Raw genomic sequence first — 15,093 nt, 5'->3', positions numbered from 1 at the left:
TGCGGTTTTAATTTGCCGCGATTGTCAGGTTTTGGAACAGATTATTCAACACCAGAAACTCACCTGTTTTGGAGCAGTCTGGAAAGTTCAGCGTTAATTCGCGCGGCCGCAGTTTCCGGTCTTCGCGCAACTCCAGCGACTGGACGTGCAGGTCCGAGCCGCAATTTTCTGATGTCACCTCAGCCTCGACCGTCAATTCGATCGAGCCCGATTGATCCGATTGCGCGGCGGGAAAGGAATAGATCTCGAGGTTGCGCGCATCGCTGAAGGTCGGTTGCGTTAGCTGAACGACACTGCCTGCGCCTTGCGAGTCAGACTGAGCCGAAACATGACCTGCATCCCCATAGCTGGCCCCAAATTCCAGCGCGTGGATCTGCAGCTCGGTCGTGCCCTGCCATTGTAGTACAACGCGGGCATACTGGCTGATGTCGGGAACGTGAGTGGTGGCTACGGTCCCTTTCTGATCGCCAAGTGAGATCAGGAAGATCGCGTATTCCGACAAGGCCGGTATGGTCAGGTCCAGCGTGCCATTGGCGTCTGTCTGCTGGGTTACGGTCAGTCCACTGTGATGCACCTCGATCCGTTCATTACCGTGGCAGGGGGCCTTGATGATCAGGCGCGCGGCAGCACCGGGCACGGCGCGTGCGCGGGCACTAAGGCTACAATCAGCGTGATCAGAGGGGGTTGACCGGCTGGGAGTCTCAACTCGTTGTGCTGAAGGGATGGCGCGAACCGTTTCCTGGGCGGGGGTCGAGGAGGTCAAGACGATGTCCTCCAGCCCGGGAATACCGGCACCTTGATCAGCGGCCGCAAGTTCAGTGCCCTGCACGTCGTCAGACCACGCAGGAAATCCATTTTGCATCAGGTAACCAATTGCCAGCGCGCAAACGACTGTGCCGCCGGTGGTCACGTAGTTCTTTATTACAAACAAGACACCCTCCCCAGTTGAAGGAGCGAGTCGCATATTGATTCTGAATCACGGCCAATATGTGGCCGTGAGGGGGACTCAATGTGTCTGAATTACGCTGACGTTAGGTCAGGCGCCCGTGGCAGTGTTTGAATTTTTTGCCCGATCCACAGGGGCAACGGTCATTGCGCGACGGGTTGCCCCAGGTGCTTGGATCATCCTCGACAAAGCCGGGACGCGGATCGCCCGAGGCTTCGGCCTCGGCTACCGCTTCGGCCCGTTCGGTCGCTTGTTCGACCTGCTGCTGTGCCTGAGCCTGTTGTGCTTGCATCTGCGCCAGCATTTCCCGCTGCTCTTCTTCAGACAGTGGGCGCACGCGTGACAATTGCTGAGTCACGGTCTCACGCAGGCTATCGAGCATCGACTCGAACAGCTGGAAGCTCTCGTTCTTGTATTCGTTCAGCGGATCGCGCTGGGCATAGCCGCGGAACCCAACGACCGAGCGCAGATGTTCCAGCGTCAACAGATGCTCGCGCCATTTACCGTCGATGGTGTTCAACAGCACCTGTTTTTCGATGTTGCGCATGTTTTCGGGACCAAAGGCCGCCGCTTTCTGCGCCATCATCTCGTCTGCGGCGTTGATCAGACGTTCGCGTACCTGCTCGTCATCCACGCCTTCTTCGGCGGCCCAGTCCTGTACAGGGGCGTCGATGGTCAGCTTATCCTTGACCGCCTCGTGCAGACCGTCAGTGTCCCATTGATCGGCATAGGATTTTGGCGGCATGTGTTCGTCGATCAGATCGTCGATCACCTGTTCGCGCATATCCGAGACGATTTCGGACAGGTCGTCCGAAGACATGATCTCACGCCGTTGGCTGAACACTACCTTCCGCTGGTCGTTCATCACGTCGTCAAATTTCAGGACGTTCTTGCGCATGTCAAAGTTGCGGCCTTCGACCTTGGACTGTGCCCGCTCCAGTGACTTGTTCACCCAGGGGTGGACGATGGCTTCGCCTTCTTTCATGCCCAGGGTGGTCAGCACCTTATCGAGCCGTTCTGACCCAAAGATTCGCATCAGGTCGTCTTCGAGGCTCAGGTAAAACACGGTGCGGCCCGGATCGCCCTGACGGCCCGAACGGCCACGAAGCTGGTTGTCGATGCGGCGGCTTTCGTGACGCTCGGACGCCATCACATAAAGACCACCGGCTGCCAGAACCTTTTCCTTTTCCTCGGCATGGCGGGATTCTTCAGCGGCACGCAGCTGGGCCGGGTCGGCCTCGGGGTTTTCGGCCAGTGCCTGCAAAACTTTCATTTCCACATTGCCGCCCAGCTGAATATCGGTGCCGCGGCCAGCCATGTTGGTGGCGATAGTCACCGCACCCAGACGGCCGGCATCGGCGACGATCTGCGCCTCTTGCTCGTGCTGGCGGGCGTTCAGAACATTGTGTGCAATGCCTTCCTTTTGCAGCAACTGGCTGAGCAGTTCGGATTTCTCGATCGACGTGGTGCCCAGGAGGACCGGCTGGCCCTTTTCCTGCGCCTCTTTGGTCTGTTCGATCATCGCGCCGTATTTCTCACCGGCGGTGCGATAGACCTGATCGTCTTCGTCCAAACGGGCAATCGGTTTGTTGGTCGGAACCTCGACTACGCCCAAACCGTAGATTTCAGCGAATTCTTCGGCCTCGGTCAGTGCGGTGCCAGTCATGCCGCCCAGCTTGTCGTACAGGCGGAAATAGTTTTGGAAAGTCACACTGGCCAGCGTCACGTTTTCCGGCTGAATCTGCACACCTTCTTTGGCTTCGATGGCCTGATGCAGACCTTCGGACAGGCGGCGGCCCGGCATCATCCGGCCGGTGAATTCGTCGATCAGCACGACATCGCCGTCACGGACGATATAGTCCTTGTCGCGCGTGAACAGCTTGTGCGCGCGCAGACCCTGGTTGACGTGGTGCACCACGGTTGTGCTTTCGGGATCATACAGCGAATGCCCTTCGGGGATCAGCCCCGCAGCAATCAGCTGCTGTTCCAGAAACTCGTTGCCCTCATCGGTGAAGGTCACATTGCGGGACTTTTCGTCCAGCGTATAGTGATCGTCCTGCAACGAGGGGATCAATCCATCAATGGCGGTATACAGATCCGAACGGTCCTGCGACGGCCCCGAGATGATCAGCGGCGTCCGCGCCTCGTCGATCAGGATCGAGTCGACCTCATCCACAATCGCGAAATTGTGGTATTTCTGGTAAATCTGGTCCAGCTCGGCCTTCATATTGTCGCGCAGATAGTCGAAACCCAGCTCATTATTGGTGGCATAGGTTACGTCACAGGCATAGGCCGCTTTCTTTTCGGCGTCGGGTTGGCCCGACCAGATCACGCCGGTGGTCATGCCCACGGAGGCAAACACCTTGCCCATCCATTCCGAGTCGCGCTTGGCCAGATATTCGTTCACCGTGACCACGTGAACGCCCTTGCCGGTCAGCGCATTCAGATAGGCGGGGAAGGTGGCGACCAGCGTCTTGCCTTCACCGGTCTTCATTTCCGAGATGTTGCCTTGATGCAGGAACGCGCCGCCCATCAGCTGCACGTCAAAGGCGCGCAGACCCAGCGCGCGTTTGGCGCCCTCGCGGACGTTGGCAAAGGCTTCGGGCAGCAGGTCATCCAGGCTTTCCCCGTCCAGTGCGCGTTTGCGCAGCTCGGCGGTTTTTTCGATCAGGCCGTCATCGGACAGTTTCTCGAACTCTGGCTCCAGCGAGTTGATTCTCTCGACCAACGGGCGGGTCGCCTTAATCTTGCGGTCGTTCGGTGTTCCGAACACCTTTTTGGCGAGCGTTCCGAGTCCCAGCATGTTCACTCCAGCGGATCTGTTCTTATCGTGGTTGCGACAGGCTTGCCCACCTTGCGCGCAACCCATAGATACGGGGGGTGAAAGGCGGCCCTGTCCAAGGCTTCAAAGCGATGTAAGCGGCAGGTCCCAGAGTGTCAACGCTGCGCCCTGTCGCGGCAAAGAAATAGGATGATTCCATGCCCAAAGGCCTCACTTTTCTGCCATCGTTGGCGCTTGCTGCTGTGATGGCCCTGCCATTGGCCGCCGAAACCAAACCTGATGCCGCCACCGTGGTCGCTCGTGTGAACGGTGATGAAATCACATTGGGTCACATCATTGCCACCGCAGCCGCGCTGCCCGAGCAGTACCAGCAGATCGAAGACGATGTTCTGTATGATCTGATTCTGGATCAGCTGATCCAGCAACAATTGTTGAGCCAGCAGCAGGACGCTTTGAGCAAACTGAACACTCTGGCCTTGGAAAACGAGACGCGATCCATGCGGGCGGTGCAGGCGGTGGATGCGTTGATCGACGAAAACCTGACCGACGATGTGATACAAGACGCCTATGACGCCCAGTATGCAGATTTCGAAGGTTCGGACGAGTTCAACGCCAGCCATATTCTGGTGGAAACGGAAGACAAAGCCAAAGAAATTAAGGCACAGCTGGATGACGGCGCCGATTTTGCCGAGATGGCCAAAGAACACTCCACCGGCCCGTCGGGCCCGAACGGGGGTGAGCTGGGCTGGTTCGGACCCGGTCAGATGGTCCCGGAATTTGAGGCGGCAGTGATCGCGCTGGACAAAGGCCAGATTTCCGAGCCGGTGAAAACTCAGTTCGGCTGGCATCTGGTCACCCTGAACGACAAGCGCAAAACCGAAGCGCCTGAATTGGAACAGGTACGGGCCGAGTTGACCCAGACCCTGCAACAGGGCGTCATTCAGGCGCGGATCGACGAGTTGACCCGCGAGGCCGACATCGACCGCCCCGCCCCCGAGGGTGCTGGCCCCGAGGCGCTGCGTCAGATCGAACTGCTTCAGGAGTAACCCCCGTGGCCACGATCACCAAGGTATCCCCGCTGGCCCCGGCGGCCTTTCCCGATTTGCCCGCGATTGACGGTGTGCGGTTCGCCACGGTCGAGGCCGGTGTGCGTTATCAGGGCCGTACTGATGTTATGCTGGCGGTGATGGACCCCGGCACCTCGGTGGCCGGGGTGTTCACCCGGTCCGCCACACGCGCGGCCCCGGTTCTGGACTGTCAGGACAAGATCGGCGGTGCCAGTGACGGGCCAGCGGCGATCCTGGTGAATTCGGGTAATGCCAATGCCTTTACCGGCCACTATGGTCAGACCTCGGTGGCCGAGGTGACGCAGGCAGTTTCCAAGGCCACCGGTGTTCCGGTCGAACGGGTCTTTACCTCGTCCACCGGCGTAATTGGTGAGCCGCTGCCTCATGATCGCATCGTAGCGCAGCTTGAGGCTCTGAAAGCGGGCCTCAGCCGTCACGAGGTCGAGGATGCGGCGCGCGCGATCATGACCACGGACACGTTCCCGAAAGGATCCTGCGCGCAGGTCGAGATTGATGGAAAAACAGTCTCTATTGCGGGAATTGCAAAGGGATCAGGCATGATCGCCCCGGATATGGCGACGATGCTGGTTTACATTTTCACAGATGCGCAGGTCGAACAGTCGGCGCTGCAGGCGCTGCTAGGCGCGCAGACGGACCGGACATTCAACTGCATCACGGTGGATAGCGATACCTCAACTTCGGACAGCCTGTTGCTGTGCGCGACCGGGGCGTCAGGCGTGGATGCGACGGGCAATGCCGCCTTCGCCGAGGCACTGGAAGGCGTGATGCTGGACTTGGCGCAGCAAGTGGTGCGCGACGGAGAAGGTGCGACAAAGTTCGTGGAAATCCGCGTGACCGGGGCCACCTCGGACGCAGATGCCAAGGTGCATGGGTTGGCCATCGCCAATTCCCCACTGGTCAAAACCGCAATTGCGGGCGAGGACCCGAACTGGGGCCGCGTTGTTATGGCCATCGGAAAATCGGGTGCCGCGGCGGATCGGGACCTGCTGAGCATTTCTTTCGGTGACATTCTGGTGGCCGAGAAAGGCTGGGTCAGCCCCGATTACAGCGAGGACGCCGCCGCCGCCTATATGAAAGGTCAGGATCTGGTGATCTCGGTCGACCTGGGGCTGGGCGAAGGTAAGTCCACCGTTTGGACCTGCGATCTGACCCACGGGTATATCGAGATCAACGCGGATTATCGCTCGTGAAACCGGAGCAATTCCAGCAAAAGTGGAGCCCGGTTTTGCGTCCGGGATTGCGACCATGAAAACCGTATTAGTGTCTGCCGTCGCCCTGATCGACATCGAGGGCCGGGTGTTGCTGGCGCAGCGCCCGGAAGGCAAATCCATGGCGGGCTTGTGGGAGTTCCCCGGCGGCAAGATCGAAGCCGGAGAAACGCCCGAAGCCGCCTTGATCCGCGAATTGCATGAGGAGCTGGGCATCGACACCTGGGCCTCCTGCCTTGCCCCGCTGACCTTCGCCAGTCACAGCTATGACGATTTTCACCTGTTGATGCCCTTGTTTGCCTGCCGCAAGTGGGAGGGGATCCCGCAGTCTAAAGAAGGGCAGGCACTGAAATGGGTGCGCGCGAATGAGCTGCGAAACTACCCGATGCCTGCAGCAGATGTGCCGCTGATCCCAATTTTGCGGGACTGGCTGTAAATCCGTCAGATTGGACGTCGGAACGAAATCAGTTCCGTTTTCAACCAAGAGAATGTGAATGCAATGTGAACAACGCGTTGCTTCTGTATTTAATATTGTTGATGCAAACTCTGTTAGCTTACGGCGAGTCGAAAACACCTAATGGTGCCTGTCTGCAGAATTACTCAATGATAAGGTCAGGGGCGGCTACGCAGATTGAATGGCGCAGATCGGATTGGTGATGTTATGAAAAGCGATACAAGTTCCACCAACAATGAATTGCAAAACAAATGGGCGACATGGACGATGAAGCCTGAAAAGAAACAGCTAAGTTTCAAGTATTTCGCGTCTGCATTGGTCATTGCGGCGTCGGCCTTTGTTGTTGTCGGCCTTCATCAACACGCGATTTTCTGAATTTTTTACCAGCGCCCAACGCGCCGTGTCTTAAGTGGTAATCCAGAATATTTAGCCATTAGAAGACCTCCGCAAGACCGATGTCTGCGGCGGCAAATCGTTCCTGACGATCAGAGCATTTGATAGTAGGTCAGGGCTGATTATCTGATCGTTCGGTTTAGGTTTGCAATTTCCACACCCGAGATCGGTCAGGTTTTACCACGTCTTGGTTGTTACAATTCGTAAGAATTGAGAAAACATCAGGAAAAAGTTGACGCTGATCGTGCAAGCGTCCCTTAATCGGGCGTTGGCGTCCGGGGTTGATCCTCGGGTCCGCTTTTTCCGGCCCGGGGAGAGGCCGGATGTGGAGGAGAGGAAGATTGGCTCAGACGCAGTCGGGCGCCGAGGGGATGCACTCCCTTGCTGCGCTGCTACACCGAAACGCGACACAGTTCGGGGACGCCCCGGCCTATCGAGAGAAAGAATTCGGCATCTGGCAATGCTGGACCTGGGCTGAGACGACTAAGGAAATTCGTGCCATCGCGTTGGGGTTTCTCGAGTTGGGTGTTGAAAAGGGCGACCATATTGCTGTGATCGGTCGCAACCGCCCGGCGCATTATTGGTCGATGGTCGCGGCGCAAATGGTCGGTGCGGTGCCAGTTCCGCTGTATCAGGACGCGGTGGCCGAAGAGATGGCCTATGTACTGGAGCATTGCGGCGCGAAATACGTTGTCTGCGGCGATCAAGAGCAGGTCGATAAGGTCATCGAAATTCAGGAAAACCTGCACCAGGTCAAACACATCCTTTATACCGACAAGCGGGGGATGCGGAAATACGACCATTCCCAGATGAACGCGCTGGACGACATCATGGCCGAAGGCCGTGCCGGTCACGCCCGGTTCGATGCGGAACTGGACAAGCGCATTGCTGCGATCACTTATGACGATACCTGCGTGATGCTCTATACCTCGGGCACTACCGGCAAGCCCAAGGGCGTGGTGTTGTCGAACCGCAACGTCATCGAAAGCGCCAAGAATTCCGCCGAGTTCGACCATCTTACCCAGAGCGAGGATATCCTGTCCTATCTGCCGATGGCCTGGGTGGGCGATTTTATCTTTTCCATCGGTCAGGCTTATTGGTGCGGGTTCTGCGTGAACTGCCCCGAAAGCGCCGATACGATGATGACCGATCTACGTGAGATCGGACCGACCTATTTCTTCGCCCCGCCGCGCGTGTTCGAAACACAGCTGACCAACGTGATGATCCGGATGGAGGACGCAGGCAAGCTGAAGCAGCGCATGTTCCATCACTTCATGGCGCATGCCAAGAAGGTCGGAGGTTTGCTTCTGGATGGCAAACCCGTGGGCCTCGGTGATAAGTTGAAATACGCGCTGGGCAATCTGCTGGTCTACGGCCCGCTGAAGGATACGCTGGGTTATGGTCGGTTCCGGGTGGGCTATACGGCGGGTGAGGCCATCGGGCCCGAGATTTTCGATTTCTACCGATCCCTTGGCATCAATCTGAAACAGCTCTACGGCCAGACCGAGGCCACCGTGTTCATCACCGTGCAACCGGACGGCGAAGTACGCGCGGATACGGTTGGTGTGCCTGCGCCGGATGTCGAGTTGAAGATCGATGATAAGGGAGAAATTCACTATCGCTCGCCCGGTGTTTTTGTTGAGTATTTCAAAAACCCGGATTCCACGGCCTCGACCAAAGATGCCGAGGGATGGGTTGCCACTGGCGATGCCGGTTTCATCGAAGAGAACTCAGGGCATTTGCGGATAATTGACCGCGCAAAGGATGTGGGCAAGATGGCCGACGGGTCGATGTTTGCGCCGAAATACGTCGAGAACAAGCTGAAATTCTATCCTGACATCCTTGAAGTTGTTTTGTTCGGAAACGGCAAGGATCGCTGCGTGGCCTTTATCAATATCGACCTGACAGCAGTGGGCAATTGGGCGGAACGTAACAACGTGGCCTACGGGTCTTATCAAGAACTGACGGCGAATCCACAGGTGTTAGAGACCATCAAGGCACATGTGGAAGAGGTGAACAAATCTGTTGCCGCCGACGAGATGCTGTCGGGCTGTCAGGTGCATCGCTTTGTGGTTCTACACAAGGAACTGGATGCGGATGACGGCGAGATGACCCGCACGCGGAAAGTGCGGCGCGGGTTTGTCGAGGACAAGTTCAGCGACATTATCGCGGCGCTGTATGACGGGTCAGAGACCGTCTCAACCAAAACGGAAGTGACCTATGAGGACGGCCGCAAGGGATCGATCAGCGCAACGCTTGAGATCGTAGATGCGCCGGTTGTACCGGTCGCTCAACATAAAGTGGCTGCGGAATGATGGGTCGCCGAGCGCCGCTCGACCTGCGGTCATCGCCCCGCCCGCCATCCCGTTTTTGCGTAGGTCAGGGAGTGACTGATGCTGGATAGTTCCGAAGGATATGTCACCGAAGACGGCCGCAAGATCGGCGGCGTGGTGATGGAGATGAAGAACATCACTCTGCGTTTTGGCGGTGTTGTGGCAATCAAGGATATCTCGTTTGATATTCGCGAGGGTGAGATCCGCGCCATCATCGGGCCGAATGGGGCAGGTAAATCCTCGATGTTGAACGTGATTTCCGGGTTCTATGTCCCGCAAGAGGGTGAGGTCTGGTTTCACGGGGCCAAGCGCCCACCGATGCGGCCATTCGAGGTCGCGCAGCAAGGCATTGCGCGGACGTTCCAGAACATTGCTCTGTTCGAAGGTATGAGCGTTTTGGACAACGTTATGACCGGACGGCTGAACTTTATGAAGACCAACATTTTTCAGCAGGCCTGGTGGAAGGGCAAGGCAGAAGCGGAAGAGGTGGAAAACCGCGAGGCAGTGGAGAAGATCATCGATTTTCTGGAAATCCAGCACATTCGCAAAACGCCGGTGTCGCGCCTGCCCTACGGGTTGAAAAAGCGGGTCGAGCTGGCCCGTGCGCTGGCGGCCGAACCCAGGCTGCTGCTGCTGGATGAGCCGATGGCGGGCATGAATGTCGAAGAAAAAGAGGACATGAGCCGCTTTATCCTAGACGTGAATGACGAGTTCGGCACCACCATTGCCTTGATCGAACACGATATGGGCGTGGTGATGGACCTGAGCGATCGCGTGGTCGTGATGGATTACGGAAAAAAGATCGGCGACGGCACCCCGGATGAGGTGCGCAGCAATCAGGACGTCATCGACGCCTATCTGGGGGTCAGTCATGACTGAGCATCGGACAGACATGGGGAGAGGCGCAGATGCCTGAACAACTCGTATTCGCGATGGAGGTCATCCTCAATGGTCTGATGGCCGGGGTGCTCTACGCGCTGGTCGCGCTGGGCTTTGTTCTGATCTATAAAGCTTCGGGGATTTTCAATTATGCCCAAGGCGTTATGGCGCTGTTTGCGGCGATGACGCTGGTCGGGGTCATGAACGGGCAGGTGCCCTTTGCGCATGTGATCAACGCGACTTTTGGCACGCACGTTCATACTTTCGGGTGGAATGTGCCCGCTTTTGTGGCGATCCTTTTGACCATGGGTGTCATGGTATTGCTGGCCTGGGCGGTACAGCGGTTCGTCATGCGTCATCTGGTAGGGCAAGAGCCGATCATCCTGTTCATGGCCACCATCGGGCTGGCCTATTTCCTTGAAGGTGTGGCCGACCTGATGTGGGGGTCCGAGATCAAGACGCTGGATGTAGGCCTGCCGCAGGGCATCAACCTGTGGATTGATGAGAGCACCTATAACATCTTCGGTTATGGCTTCTTCCTCGACAATCTGGACATCGTGGCGACCGTGATTGCGGCGCTGCTGGTGGCGGCCCTGGTGGCGTTCAGCCAGTATACCAAACAGGGCCGGGCCATGCGCGCTGTGGCCGATGACCATCAGGCAGCACTGTCGGTTGGCATCTCGCTGAACTTCATCTGGATCATGGTCTGGTCGGTGGCTGGGTTCGTGGCGCTGGTCGCGGGCATCATGTGGGGCACCAAGTCGGGCGTTCAGTTCTCGCTGTCGCTGATCGCGCTTAAGGCGTTGCCGGTGCTGATGCTGGGCGGGTTTACCTCGATCCCAGGCGCCATTGTCGGTGGGCTGATCATCGGTGTGGGTGAGAAACTGTTCGAGTTCGCCATCGGCCCCTTGGTTGGCGGTGCGACCGAGAACTGGTTTGCCTATGTTCTGGCGCTGATTTTCCTGGTGTTCCGACCGCAAGGTCTCTTCGGTGAGAAAATCATCGAGAGGGTGTAGGGCATGACCAAACTGATCGCCATCATCAACGTCATCGCATGGGCCGGGTTCTGGGCCTTTGGCTATATCGCCGTCACCTCGGAAGATCTGACCGAAAGCCAGTTGGTGGTCGCTGCGATTCTGGCCTTTGCCGGGCTGATCACGGGCGTTCTGGCCTACATGAAACTGGTGCGCAGTTCCGAGGCGAGCGGATACGCCAAAGGATCGAACCAACTGGATGCCAAGGCCCGCAACCGGGCGCAGGAAGAGTGGGAGAAATAAGTCATGTTCTACCGTGAGGCCGGGGATTTCAAAACCTCCTACATCGATGACAACCAGACCTTTCCGATCAAGTTCGACCGGTATCGGTACTATGTCGTGCTCGCCGTGGCCTTTGGGATCATTCCGTTCCTCATCAATGATTACTGGGCCAATGCGTTGCTGTTGCCGTTTCTGATCTATGCAATTGCAGCGATCGGGTTGAACATTCTGGTGGGCTATTGCGGTCAGGTCAGCTTGGGCACTGGGGGGTTCATGGCCGTGGGGGCCTATGCCTGCTACAAGCTGATGACCGCGTTCCCGGATGTCAGCATGTTCATACATGTCATTCTGGCGGGCGGGATCACCGCCATTGTCGGCGTGCTGTTCGGCCTGCCAAGCCTGCGGATCAAGGGATTCTATCTGGCGGTGGCAACTCTGGCCGCACAGTTCTTTCTGGTCTGGCTTTTCAACCGTGTGCCGTGGTTCTACAACTATTCCGCTTCGGGCCAGATCAACGCGCCCGAGCGTGACGTGTTCGGCATCATCATCACCGGCCCGAATGCACCGGCCTGGGCCACCTATCTGTTCTGCCTGATCTTCCTGTCGGTCAGCGCGATCATTGCGCGCAACCTGACGCGTGGTACCACGGGGCGCAGCTGGATGGCGATCCGCGACATGGATATCGCCGCCGAGATCATCGGGGTGAACCCGCTGAAGGCGAAACTGACCGCTTTTGCCGTCAGCTCGTTCTTTGTGGGCATCGCCGGGGCGCTGTTCTTTGCCGTCTATTTGGGCGCTGTCGAAGTGGGTGAGGTCTTTGGCATTCAGAAATCATTTCTGGTGCTGTTCATGATTATTATTGGCGGGTTAGGGTCTATTTTCGGATCCTTTGCGGGCGCTGCGTTTCTGGTGTTGCTGCCCGTGGTGCTGAAAGTCGTTGGCGCCGATTGGCTGGGCTGGCCCACCGATATTGTGGCGCATCTGCAGCTGGTGATTGTCGGCGCGCTGATCATCATGTTCCTGATCCTTGAGCCACACGGTCTGGCGCAGCTTTGGCGCGTGGCGAAAGAGAAACTCAGACTCTGGCCGTTCCCGCACTAAGGGGCAGGCCCAATCAGATAACGGGTGCAAAGCCCGACCCCAACATCGGACCAACCAAGGGAGGAGACACCCGATGAAATTGACACTGGCAACCGCGGCGCTTGGCGCCCTGATGGCCGCAGGACCGGCTCTGGCGGATTTGGTAATCCCTGATCTCAGCTACCGGACCGGGCCTTATGCAGCTGGCGGCATTCCGTTTTCGGACGGGTATAACGACTATTTCACCCTATTGAACGAACGGGATGGCGGCATTGGCGGCGTGCCGATCCGCGTGGTCGAATGCGAAACTGGCTACAACACCGAAAAAGGGGTTGAGTGCTACGAATCGACCAAGGGCGAAGGCGCGTTGGTCTATCAACCGCTGTCGACGGGCATCACCTATCAGTTGATCCCAAAAGTGACCGCGGACAATATCCCGCTGCACACGATGGGATATGGCCGGACTTCGGCTAAGAATGGCGACGTTTTTAGCCATACGTTCAACTATCCGGCCAACTATTGGGACGGGGCCTCAGGTGCGATCAACTATCTGTTGGAAGAAAACGGTGGCGATCTGAGCGGCAAGAAAATTGCTCTGGTCTACCACAATTCGGCCTACGGCAAGGAGCCGATCCGCACGCTGGAAGAACTGTCCAAGAAGCACGGCTTTGAGCTCGCGGCCCTACCGGTTGATCACCCCGGTCAAGAGCAGAAGTCGCAATGGCTGCAGATCCGCCGCGACCGTCCTGACTATGTCTTGATGTGGGGCTGGGGCGTCATGAACCAGGTTGCGGTACAGGAAGCCGCGAACATCCGCTTCCCGATGGAGAATTTCATCGGTATCTGGTGGTCCGGCTCGGAAAATGACGTTGTGCCTGCGGGTGAGGCCGCGAATGGCTACAAGGCGCTAACCTTCCACAATGTGGGCACGGATTTCCCGGTCTTTGCTGACCTGCAACAATATGTGGTCGATTCTGGCAAGGCTGCCGGTGCAGGCGATCAGGTTGGGACGGTACTGTATAACCGTGGCCTTTACGCTGCGGTGCTGGCTGCAGAAGCCATTAAGAAAGCACAAGAGCTTTCGGGCAATGCCGAAATCACTCCGGCTGACATGCGTGACGGTATGGAAGCGCTTGAAATGACCGAAGAGAAAATGGCTGAGCTGGGCCTGCCGAACTTTGGTCCGACCTTCTCGGTCTCGTGCAAAAACCACGGCGGCGACGCTCTGGTTGGTGTGACGCAGTGGGACGCGGCGAACAAGACCTGGTCGCTGATTTCTGACTTCAAACCAACAGATGGTGACGTGATCGGTGCGCTTATCGACGAGGACTCCGCAGCTTATGCATCGGAAAACAACCTCGAGGGGCGCTGCAACTAAAGCGCAACAAAAACAGGGGCGGCGGTGATCTGCCGCCCCACCCCCCAAACAAGGACGCGCGGTGATGCTGGAGTTTCTCCGGATAAGAACAGGGATAGTGCTGGGTACGGTACTTGGGCTTGCTGCGTGCAGCGCGCCCGAGATCGACGGGCCGACCTGCACCGGGCTTGTCCGAGATTTTGATCCGGCGAAATCCGTGGTCGGGCTCAGCTCAGCGCCGAATGTGGATGCGACTGCGGATCTGTTTGCCCGGGTTTTCGAAGGTCAGGCCGCGCAACGTGCAAACCTTGACCGCGATGGGCGGGGCATTCCCGTCGAAATTCTGGCTATGACCACCGGTGGGCAATATGGTGCCTTCTCATCAGGCGTTCTGACGGGCTGGACAGAAAACGGCAGGCCAGACTTCAACGTCGTGACCGGGGCCAGCGCCGGGGCGTTGATTACCCCTCTGGCATTTGCGGGATCGGCGTTTGACGCGCGCCTGAAATCCAATACCAGGATCAATTTGAACGATGTGCTGTCGCTGCAAATCGTGCCACCGATTCCTTTGGCCAGTTCTGTCTTCAGCACCAAAAAGCTGAAACGGCTGGTCGAAAGTGAAATTGACGAACCTCTGCTGGATCGTATCGCCAAGCGGGCCGACCCGGGCCAATCCGGGCAAGAGGTCAACAGCGTGGTGGTCGGCGCGGTCAATCTGAAAACCGGGCGGTTCGACATCATGGATATCGGTCAGTATCTGGCCACCACCCCAGATGATTTTGCGACAAAAGAGGATTGTGTGTCCGAGGCGGTACTGGCCAGCTCGGCCATTCCGGTTCTGTTCCCGCCTCGCAAGATCAATGGGGACCTATATGCGGATGCAGGTGTGCGCCAGCACGTGTTTCTGGAAGGCCTGGCTAAAGGTCAGCAAACAGCTACGCAGCGCACAGGCCAACAATTTGACGTTCGGGTTACTTTGCTGGTGAACGGCGATCTGGTTGTCGCAGAAAAGGACCCAGGACCCGGTATCCTCGCGTTGGCAGGCCGGAATTTCCAACTGGTCACCGATCAGGGATTTCGCGAGTCGATCGACCGAACCCTTCGCGTTGTGAAACAGAACCCCTCTTGGAGCTTTAAGGCATTGGTTGCGCCTGAACTGCCCGCGCTCAATTGCAAGAACCCCGAACCCCTGTTTGACAAATGTATCACCGGGGCCTTGTTCGAGGCGGGGAAGAACATGACAAGCTCTCAACCCATCCCGTGGCTGACCGCGGCTGAGTTGGAGCGCAAGATCAACGAAATCTACGGGAGTTGACG

13 protein-coding genes are annotated in these 15,093 nt (G+C 57.7%); 11 read left to right on the top strand and 2 right to left on the bottom strand.

Annotated features, from left to right (window positions below; translation table 11 throughout):
- Window positions 1-7: 7 nt before the first annotated feature.
- Window positions 8-931 carry a hypothetical protein gene (locus tag ACR3EP_RS14220; RefSeq protein WP_480638426.1) on the bottom strand — a complete coding sequence of 308 codons (924 nt, stop codon included), beginning with the start codon at window positions 929-931 and terminating at the stop codon, window positions 8-10.
- A gap of 100 nt (window positions 932-1,031) precedes the next feature.
- Window positions 1,032-3,749: a preprotein translocase subunit SecA gene (secA, locus tag ACR3EP_RS14215; RefSeq protein ID WP_480638424.1), complete on the bottom strand. Its 2,718-nt coding sequence runs from the start codon at window positions 3,747-3,749 to the stop codon at window positions 1,032-1,034.
- A gap of 176 nt (window positions 3,750-3,925) precedes the next feature.
- Here secA and ACR3EP_RS14210 point away from each other — a divergent pair, with 176 nt between their 5' ends.
- From ACR3EP_RS14210 to ACR3EP_RS14160, 11 genes are all read left to right on the top strand, one after another.
- Entirely contained in the window at window positions 3,926-4,774 is an 849-nt protein-coding gene (locus ACR3EP_RS14210) for a peptidylprolyl isomerase (RefSeq protein WP_170349601.1), read from the top strand.
- Between the two features lie 5 nt (window positions 4,775-4,779).
- Window positions 4,780-6,006: a bifunctional glutamate N-acetyltransferase/amino-acid acetyltransferase ArgJ gene (gene argJ / locus ACR3EP_RS14205; protein ID WP_480638422.1), complete on the top strand. Its 1,227-nt coding sequence runs from the start codon at window positions 4,780-4,782 to the stop codon at window positions 6,004-6,006.
- A 55-nt stretch (window positions 6,007-6,061) separates the two neighbouring features.
- Window positions 6,062-6,460 carry an 8-oxo-dGTP diphosphatase MutT gene (gene mutT / locus ACR3EP_RS14200; RefSeq protein WP_170349603.1) on the top strand — a complete coding sequence of 133 codons (399 nt, stop codon included), beginning with the start codon at window positions 6,062-6,064 and terminating at the stop codon, window positions 6,458-6,460.
- 195 nt (window positions 6,461-6,655) lie between these two features.
- On the top strand, window positions 6,656-6,853 hold the full coding sequence (locus ACR3EP_RS14195; protein ID WP_170360986.1) for a hypothetical protein: 198 nt from the start codon (window positions 6,656-6,658) through the stop codon (window positions 6,851-6,853).
- Window positions 6,854-7,242: 389 nt separating this feature from the next.
- Window positions 7,243-9,186 carry an AMP-binding protein gene (locus ACR3EP_RS14190; RefSeq protein ID WP_170376719.1) on the top strand — a complete coding sequence of 648 codons (1,944 nt, stop codon included), beginning with the start codon at window positions 7,243-7,245 and terminating at the stop codon, window positions 9,184-9,186.
- 78 nt (window positions 9,187-9,264) lie between these two features.
- Complete coding sequence (locus tag ACR3EP_RS14185) at window positions 9,265-10,083, top strand: ABC transporter ATP-binding protein (protein ID WP_170376430.1); 819 nt, start codon at window positions 9,265-9,267, stop codon at window positions 10,081-10,083.
- 29 nt (window positions 10,084-10,112) lie between these two features.
- Window positions 10,113-11,099 carry a branched-chain amino acid ABC transporter permease gene (locus tag ACR3EP_RS14180; protein WP_170396786.1) on the top strand — a complete coding sequence of 329 codons (987 nt, stop codon included), beginning with the start codon at window positions 10,113-10,115 and terminating at the stop codon, window positions 11,097-11,099.
- A gap of 3 nt (window positions 11,100-11,102) precedes the next feature.
- On the top strand, window positions 11,103-11,360 hold the full coding sequence (locus ACR3EP_RS14175; protein WP_170411030.1) for a hypothetical protein: 258 nt from the start codon (window positions 11,103-11,105) through the stop codon (window positions 11,358-11,360).
- A gap of 3 nt (window positions 11,361-11,363) precedes the next feature.
- Window positions 11,364-12,440 (top strand): branched-chain amino acid ABC transporter permease, encoded by a 1,077-nt coding sequence (locus ACR3EP_RS14170; RefSeq protein ID WP_170349609.1) that lies wholly within the window; start codon window positions 11,364-11,366, stop codon window positions 12,438-12,440.
- A gap of 73 nt (window positions 12,441-12,513) precedes the next feature.
- Window positions 12,514-13,797 (top strand): ABC transporter substrate-binding protein, encoded by a 1,284-nt coding sequence (locus ACR3EP_RS14165; RefSeq protein ID WP_170360980.1) that lies wholly within the window; start codon window positions 12,514-12,516, stop codon window positions 13,795-13,797.
- A gap of 64 nt (window positions 13,798-13,861) precedes the next feature.
- The gene (locus ACR3EP_RS14160; protein ID WP_480638418.1) at window positions 13,862-15,091 is read left to right on the top strand and encodes a patatin-like phospholipase family protein; all 1,230 of its coding nucleotides are present in this window, start codon (window positions 13,862-13,864) and stop codon (window positions 15,089-15,091) included.
- Window positions 15,092-15,093: the final 2 nt, after the last annotated feature.

Source organism: Ruegeria sp. BB10 (genome assembly GCF_056535725.1).
Note: the sequence above shows the minus strand (reverse complement) of the source record. Positions and strands in the feature narration are given on the sequence as shown.